Origin of the sequence: Tessaracoccus caeni (assembly GCF_029211185.1) — a bacterium.
GTDB lineage: Bacteria > Actinomycetota > Actinomycetes > Propionibacteriales > Propionibacteriaceae > Arachnia > Arachnia caeni.
On the sequence record NZ_JARGDO010000011.1, the window covers coordinates 137,504 to 143,929 of the forward strand.

At 68.2% G+C, this 6,426-nt stretch carries 8 protein-coding genes; 7 read left to right on the top strand and 1 reads right to left on the bottom strand.

Translation table 11 applies throughout. The features are described from left to right. Positions 1-23: 23 nt before the first annotated feature. Positions 24-1,376 carry a nicotinate phosphoribosyltransferase gene (locus P0D62_RS11455; protein WP_275702686.1) on the bottom strand — a complete coding sequence of 451 codons (1,353 nt, stop codon included), beginning with the start codon at positions 1,374-1,376 and terminating at the stop codon, positions 24-26. Between the two features lie 72 nt (positions 1,377-1,448). Between P0D62_RS11455 and clpS the strand changes: the two genes are divergently transcribed. The 7 genes from clpS to P0D62_RS11490 all read left to right on the top strand — a co-directional run bounded on the left by clpS (position 1,449) and on the right by P0D62_RS11490 (position 6,141). Beyond that, the gene (clpS, locus tag P0D62_RS11460; protein WP_275702687.1) at positions 1,449-1,727 is read left to right on the top strand and encodes an ATP-dependent Clp protease adapter ClpS; all 279 of its coding nucleotides are present in this window, start codon (positions 1,449-1,451) and stop codon (positions 1,725-1,727) included. Further along, the gene (locus P0D62_RS11465) at positions 1,724-2,308 is read left to right on the top strand and encodes a DUF2017 family protein (RefSeq protein WP_275702688.1); all 585 of its coding nucleotides are present in this window, start codon (positions 1,724-1,726) and stop codon (positions 2,306-2,308) included. Before clpS ends, P0D62_RS11465 begins: the two co-directional genes overlap by 4 nt. Beyond that, positions 2,305-3,111 (top strand): glutamate racemase, encoded by an 807-nt coding sequence (gene murI / locus P0D62_RS11470; RefSeq protein WP_275702689.1) that lies wholly within the window; start codon positions 2,305-2,307, stop codon positions 3,109-3,111. The genes P0D62_RS11465 and murI overlap by 4 nt, the downstream gene beginning before the upstream one ends. 318 nt (positions 3,112-3,429) lie before the next feature. Next, positions 3,430-4,149, top strand: coding sequence for a ribonuclease PH (gene rph, locus P0D62_RS11475; protein WP_275702690.1), 720 nt, complete (start codon positions 3,430-3,432; stop codon positions 4,147-4,149). Further along, on the top strand, positions 4,146-4,754 hold the full coding sequence (rdgB, locus tag P0D62_RS11480) for an RdgB/HAM1 family non-canonical purine NTP pyrophosphatase (protein ID WP_275702691.1): 609 nt from the start codon (positions 4,146-4,148) through the stop codon (positions 4,752-4,754). The genes rph and rdgB overlap by 4 nt, the downstream gene beginning before the upstream one ends. Continuing rightward, on the top strand, positions 4,751-5,563 hold the full coding sequence (locus P0D62_RS11485; protein WP_275702692.1) for a thymidylate synthase: 813 nt from the start codon (positions 4,751-4,753) through the stop codon (positions 5,561-5,563). Before rdgB ends, P0D62_RS11485 begins: the two co-directional genes overlap by 4 nt. Before the next feature lie 104 nt (positions 5,564-5,667). After that, on the top strand, positions 5,668-6,141 hold the full coding sequence (locus P0D62_RS11490) for a dihydrofolate reductase (protein ID WP_275702693.1): 474 nt from the start codon (positions 5,668-5,670) through the stop codon (positions 6,139-6,141). The last annotated feature ends 285 nt before the right edge of the window (positions 6,142-6,426 follow it).

A 6,426-nucleotide genomic window follows, 5' to 3' on the forward strand; every position in this document is an offset into this window, starting at 1 on the left:
CCATTTGGCCGAGGGGAGCGGGGTCAGATGTTGCTGACCATCGGAGCGGATTGGTAGGGGTTGGTGGTCTTGGAGCCGCTCTCATCCAGGATGATCGTCTCCAGCGCCGGGTCGCCCTTCGAGATGCGCAGGGCGGCCAGCGGGAGTTCGGCCCGGGCCGCCTGGTGACGCTGCCGGGCGTCGTCCAGCGACTCGTGGTAGACCCGCTCGCCGCCTCGAATGAAGTCGACCAGGAGGTTGCGGTCGTTGCCGTCGTCAACCGGGGCGGTGCCCAGGCCGATCACCTCGGCCTCAGCGTGCCCGTCGGCGCCGATCCGACGCATCGCGAACTTCCGTCCGCCCAGGGTGTTCTTGCCCTTGGACTTCTTCGCCACCGCCGTCATCGGCGAGTCGGGATCGTCGGAGTCGGAGCGTGCCACCAGCTTGTAGACGAAGCCGCAGGTCGGATGCCCCGAGCCGGTGACCAGGGACGTCCCGACGCCGTAGCCGCTGACGGGCGAGCCGCCCAGCGCCGCGATCTGCCACTCGTCGAGGTCGCTGGTCACCATGATCCGCGTCTCGGTGGCGCCCAGATCGTCCAGCAGGTCGCGGGCGGCGCGCGCCACGAACATGAGGTCGCCGGAGTCCAGCCGGATCGCGCCCAGCTTGCCGTCGGTGAGCTTCACGCCCAGCCTGACGGCCGCGTCGACGTCGTAGGTGTCGACCAGCAGCGTCGTGTTGGCGCCCAGCGACGCGATCTGGGCCCGGAAGGCGTCCTCTTCGGAGTCGTGCAGCAGCGTGAAGGAGTGCGCGGCGGTGCCGATGGTGGGGATGCCGAACAGGCGGCCGGCCTCCAGGTTCGACGTGCTGGCGAAGCCGGCGATGTAGGCGGCGCGGGCGGCGGCGACGGCGGCCCACTCGTGGGTGCGTCGCGATCCCATCTCGACGCACGGCCGGTCGCCGGCCATCGCCGTCATCCGGGACGCAGCCGCGGCGATGGCGGCGTCGTGGTTGTAGATGCTGAGCAGCAGCGTCTCGAGGATGCAGCACTCGGCGAAGCTGCCTTCGACGGACAGCACGGGCGAGCCGGGGAAGTAGACCTCGCCCTCGGCATAGCCCCAGATATCGCCGGTGAAGCGGTAGTCGGCCAGCCACTCGGCCAGGTTGTCGCGGATCACGCCTTGGCGGAGCAGAAATTCCAGCTCGGCCTCGTCGAAGCGGAACCCCTCGATGGCGTCGAGCGCGCGCCCGAGTCCGGCGAGTACGCCGTAGCGGCGTCCGCTGGGCAATCGTCTGGTGAACAGGTCGAACAGCGAATGGCGCTGGGCGGTGCCGGCGTCCATCGCCGCCTGCACCATCGTGAGCTCGTAGTGATCCGTCAGCAGGGCCGTGGTCATGGCCGCACTCTACTGGTCATCCCCGATGCTGCCTACGTGCATCCGTTTGCCGAATGGGGCAATCTTGGACCCATGAGTGAAGGCCAAGCCGCGACGCTGGAGGCGCCGGCGGAGGTGACGCAGAAGCAATGGGTGACCATCGTCTGGGACGACCCGGTCAACCTGATGAGCTACGTCACCTACGTCTTCGAGGAGTATTTCGGCTACACGCGGGTCAAAGCGGAGGAACTGATGCTGCAGGTGCACCATCAGGGCAAGGCGGTGGTGAGCACCGGCAACCGCGAGGAGATGGAGCGCGACGTGATGGCCATGCAGAACTACAACCTCTGGGCCACCATGGAGCAGTCGTGAGGCTCGGCGACGACGAGATCGTTTGGGTGCTGGAGGGGGGCGAGTCGCAGATCGCCGCGCTGTCGGCCATGGTCAGCCAGCTGCAGAACGTCCTGCGCGGGGTGCTGCCGGAGCAGAGCGGCGACGTGTTCGACCAGCTGATCACCGAGCTGACGCACGACCCCACGGATGCGCTCAACAACGATCCGTGGCTGCGTCGGCTCTTCCCTCCGTCCAGCCGGGATCCGCAGCAGGTGGCGGAATTCCGTCGGGGCGCCGTTCATGCGCAGGCACGCGATCGGCTCGACGCCTTGGACCTGGTGCTTGCCGACCTGGCCAACGAGCAGAACGGCCTGGTCGCCGTCTCCGAGGGGCACGCCTCGGCCTGGGTGAAGACGCTGTCCGCCCTGCGCGCGATCTGGCACGTTCGACTGGTCGACGGTGACGCCTGGCCCGATCGCGAGGCCACCGACGAGCAGGTCGACGCCAACCCCGAGCTGGCCATGGTGCTGGACTGGCTGGCCTACCTGATCGAGGATCTGCTGGCCACTCGAGAGGTGGCCCACGATGTGGGTCGCGGATTCAGGCTGGGGGAGGAGTGAGTTCGTCCATCGACGCGCCGATCGGCGTCTTCGACTCCGGCTTCGGCGGCCTGACCGTGATGCGCGCGCTGGTGGAGCAGCTGCCCAACGAAGACTTCGTCTATCTCGGCGACACCGCGCGCGCACCGTATGGCCCGCGTTCGATCGCGGAGGTGCGCAAGTTCGCGCTGCAGGGACTGGACCACCTGGTCGAGCGGGGCGTCAAGGCGCTGGTGATCGCCTGCAATTCGGCCTCGTCGGCCGCGTTGCGCGACGCCCGTGAGCGCTACGACGTGCCCGTCATCGAGGTGATCCTGCCGGCCGCCACCCATGCCCTCGCGGTCACCCGCAATCAGCGCGTCGGCGTCATCTGCACGGCGTCGACGGCCAACTCCCGCTCCTACGACGACGCCTTCGCCGTGGCCACCGACGTGACGCTGACCACGCAGGTGTGCCCGCGTTTCGTGGAGTTCGTGGAGGAGGGCGTCGCCGGCGGCCCGGAGCTGCTGGCTGTTGCGGGGGAGTACTTGGAGTCGATCAAGCGCGCCCAGGTGGACACCCTGATCCTCGGTTGCACCCACTACCCGCTGCTGAGCGGCGTCATCTCGTACGTGCTCGGCCCGAGCGTGAACCTGGTCTCCAGCTCTGAGGCATGTGCGCAGTCGGCCTACTCGACGCTCACCAAAGCCGGCTTGCTGCGCTACGCTCCGCGCGAGTCGCACCGCGAGTTCCTCACCACCGGCGACGCCCGCGACTTCCAAGGCATCGGCCGCCGCCTCCTCGGCGGCCTCATCACCGACGTCACCACCGTCACTCTTCCCTGACTTCTCGCTCGTCTCCGAGCATCGTGCATAAGAGGTCCCGCAGGTAGGTGGCGCCTACTGCGGCGCACTGGATGGCGACCTGGCTTCGTTGTCGAACTCACTGGCATGACCCCGATGGCAGTTTCGTTCTTCGCCTTGCCAGCTCATCCATCCAGCACGTCCTCGCTACGGCACCACCTACCTGCGGAACCTCTAAATCTGCGTATACGTGACGGCCTCGCTATATGGGAGGCCGTCACGCATACGCAGATCTATGCGCGTGGGGGTGCGCGGTGTTGGGGATGAGGGTCGGGGCGGGAGCGCGGTAGGCTCGCGCGCATGACGAGAATCGACGGACGCCTCCCCGACCAGCTGCGAGAGATCAGGATCACCCGGAACTGGCTGGACCATGCCGAGGGCTCGGTGCTCGTCGAGTTCGGGCGGACGCGGGTGCTGGTGGCCGCGAGCGTCACCGTCGGCGTGCCACGCTGGCGTGCCGGCTCCGGGCTGGGTTGGGTGACCGCTGAGTACTCGATGCTTCCGCGCGCGACGCACAGCCGCTCCGACCGTGAGGCGGTACGCGGCAAGATCGGCGGACGCACCCATGAGATCTCGCGCCTGATCGGGCGCTCGCTGCGCGCCGTCGTCGATTACAAGGCGCTCGGCGAGAACACCATCGTGCTCGACTGCGACGTGCTCCAGGCCGACGGCGGCACCCGCACCGCCGCGATCACCGGCGCCTACGTCGCGCTGGCCGACGCCGTCGCCTACCTGCGCGGACGCAAGGCACTGAAGGGCGAGCCGCTGCTCGACTCGGTGGCCGCGGTCTCCGTCGGCTTCGACAAGGCCGGCACCGCCCTGCTCGACCTGCAGTACGAGGAGGACTCCACCGCCGACACCGACCTCAACGTGGTGATGACCGGCTCAGGGAAATACATCGAGGTGCAGGGCACCGCCGAGGGGCAGCCCTTCGACCGTGCCCAGCTGAACGAGCTGCTCGACCTGGGCGCCAAGGGCTGTGCCGAGCTGACGGAGCTGCAGAAGGTGGCGCTGGCGTGAGGCGACCCGACCGGATCGTGCTGGCCACCGGCAACGCGAAGAAACTCGCCGAGCTGCGTCGCGTGCTGGCAGCCGAGAGCCTGGATGTCGAGGTGCTTGGGCTGGGCGACTTCCCGGCCTACCCGGAGCCCGCCGAGACCGAGAAGACCTTCGAGGGCAACGCGCTGATCAAGGCGACGGAGGCGGCCCGGCGAACCGGGCTGGTGGCCGTCGCCGACGACTCCGGCATCGAGGTGGACGAGCTGAACGGCATGCCGGGCGTGCGCTCCGCGCGCTGGGCCGGGCCCGCGTGCGACGACGCCGCCAACAACGCGCTGCTGCTGGCCCAACTCGACGGGGTGGCCGCCGAACGCCGCACCGGGCGCTTCGTCTGCGCCCTGGCCGCGGTCTCACCCGACGGTGAGACCCACGTCTGGCACGGCACCATGGAGGGCCGCGTCGCCGAGTCCGAGGCGGGCGAGGGCGGCTTCGGCTACGACCCCCTGTTCGTTCCCGACGGCGAGACCCGCTCCAGCGCGGAGCTCACCGCGGAGGAGAAGGACGCGATCAGCCATCGCGGCAAGGCGGTTCGCGCCTTCGTCGCGTACTTGAAGGAACTCGCATGAAGCAATACCTGGACCTGCTGACCCGGATCATGGACGAGGGCGTGGACAAGTCGGACCGCACCGGCACCGGCACCCGCAGCGTCTTCGGCCACCAGATGCGCTTCGACCTGCGCGACGGCTTCCCCCTGCTCACCACCAAGAAGGTGCACACCCGCTCCGTCTTCGGTGAGCTGCTGTGGTTCCTGCGCGGCGACACCAACATCGGCTGGCTGCACGAGAACAAGATCACCATCTGGGACGAGTGGGCCGATGCCGACGGCAACCTCGGCCCCGTCTACGGCTATCAGTGGCGCTCCTGGCCCACGCCCGACGGTCGCCACGTCGACCAGATCTCCCGCGTGATCGAGCAGCTGAAGACCAATCCCGACTCGCGCCGACACATCGTCTCGGCGTGGAACGTGGCCGACGTCGACGACATGGCCCTGCCGCCATGCCATGCGCTGTTCCAGTTCTACGTCGCGCCGGCGGACGACGGCGGGCCGGGGATTCTGAGCTGCCAGCTCTACCAGCGCTCGGCCGACGTGTTCCTCGGTGTGCCGTTCAACATCGCGTCCTACGCGCTGCTGGTGCACCTGGTGGCGCAGGTGACGGGGCTTCGCGTCGGGGAGTTCGTGCACACGCTGGGCGACGCGCACGTCTACTCCAACCACTTCGAGCAGGTGGCCGAGCAGTTGAGCCGGGACACGCGAGCGCTGCCGACGCTTCGGATCAACCCTGACGTGACGGAGATCGACGCCTTCACGCTGGCCGACATCGCGGTGGAGGGCTACGACCCGCACCCGGTGATCAAGGCCCCGATCGCGGTCTGACGGCGAAGTGCGCCGATCGGCGTGCGAGAGGGCCGGAAACGGCAGCATCCGATGATGACCGCACCCATTCATCAGGGTGGAGGCGGAGGAGTGAGGAGAAGAAGATGAGGATCGTGGCGATCGCGGCGGTGGCCGACAACGGGGTGATCGGCTCCGGCGACGACATGCTGTGGCACCTGCCCAAGGACTTCGCGCGCTTCAAGAAGGTGACCACGGGCAACACGCTGATCTTCGGTCGGCGGACCCATGAGCAGATCGGCCGCACGCTGCCCGACCGCCGGGTCATCGTCGTTACCCGGGATCCAGAGTGGTCGGACGAGACCGTCGAGGTGGCGCACTCCATCGAGGAGGCTCTCGAGCTGGCGGCCCAGACGCCTGACAAGATCTGCTACGTGGGCGGCGGCTCGCAGATCTACGAGGCGGCCTGGCCCTACCTCACCGAGCTGGACATCACGATCGTGCACCAGGAGCCCGACGGCGCCGCGACTTTCCCTCTGATCACGGCGTCCGAGTGGACCGAGATCTCCCGCGAGGTCCACCAGGGCTACGACTTCGTCCAGTTCCGCCCGACTCCATAACCCACGCTCTTCGAGGTACGAGGCCGCCTGCGGCCGAGCCTCGAGGAGAGCCAGCGTGACCTTTTGGCTGAGTCTGTTTCGTCGGCTGCCGGCTGCTCTTTTCGAGCTTCCCAGGGGCCCTGGAGGGGCCCCTGCCTGGGAGCAGAAGATGTGGCGGGAGGGGTTGCGTCAGGTAGGGGGTCGGGTTCATGGTGGTAGTGCTTGGTCACGGTCGAACCCCGGTAGTCAGCCTTGGGGCCCCTGCCTGGGAGCCCGTTTTCGAGCTTGGTGGTGGAGAGCATGCGC

What these genes read in the sequence shown, in the direction of transcription:
- P0D62_RS11455 (WP_275702686.1), bottom strand. Translation starts at nt 1,376, where the DNA reads ATGACCACGGCCCTGCTGACGGATCACTACGAGCTCACGATGGTGCAG.
- clpS (WP_275702687.1), top strand. Translation starts at nt 1,449, where the DNA reads ATGAGTGAAGGCCAAGCCGCGACGCTGGAGGCGCCGGCGGAGGTGACG.
- rph (WP_275702690.1), top strand. Translation starts at nt 3,430, where the DNA reads ATGACGAGAATCGACGGACGCCTCCCCGACCAGCTGCGAGAGATCAGG.
- P0D62_RS11485 (WP_275702692.1), top strand. Translation starts at nt 4,751, where the DNA reads ATGAAGCAATACCTGGACCTGCTGACCCGGATCATGGACGAGGGCGTG.
- P0D62_RS11490 (WP_275702693.1), top strand. Translation starts at nt 5,668, where the DNA reads ATGAGGATCGTGGCGATCGCGGCGGTGGCCGACAACGGGGTGATCGGC.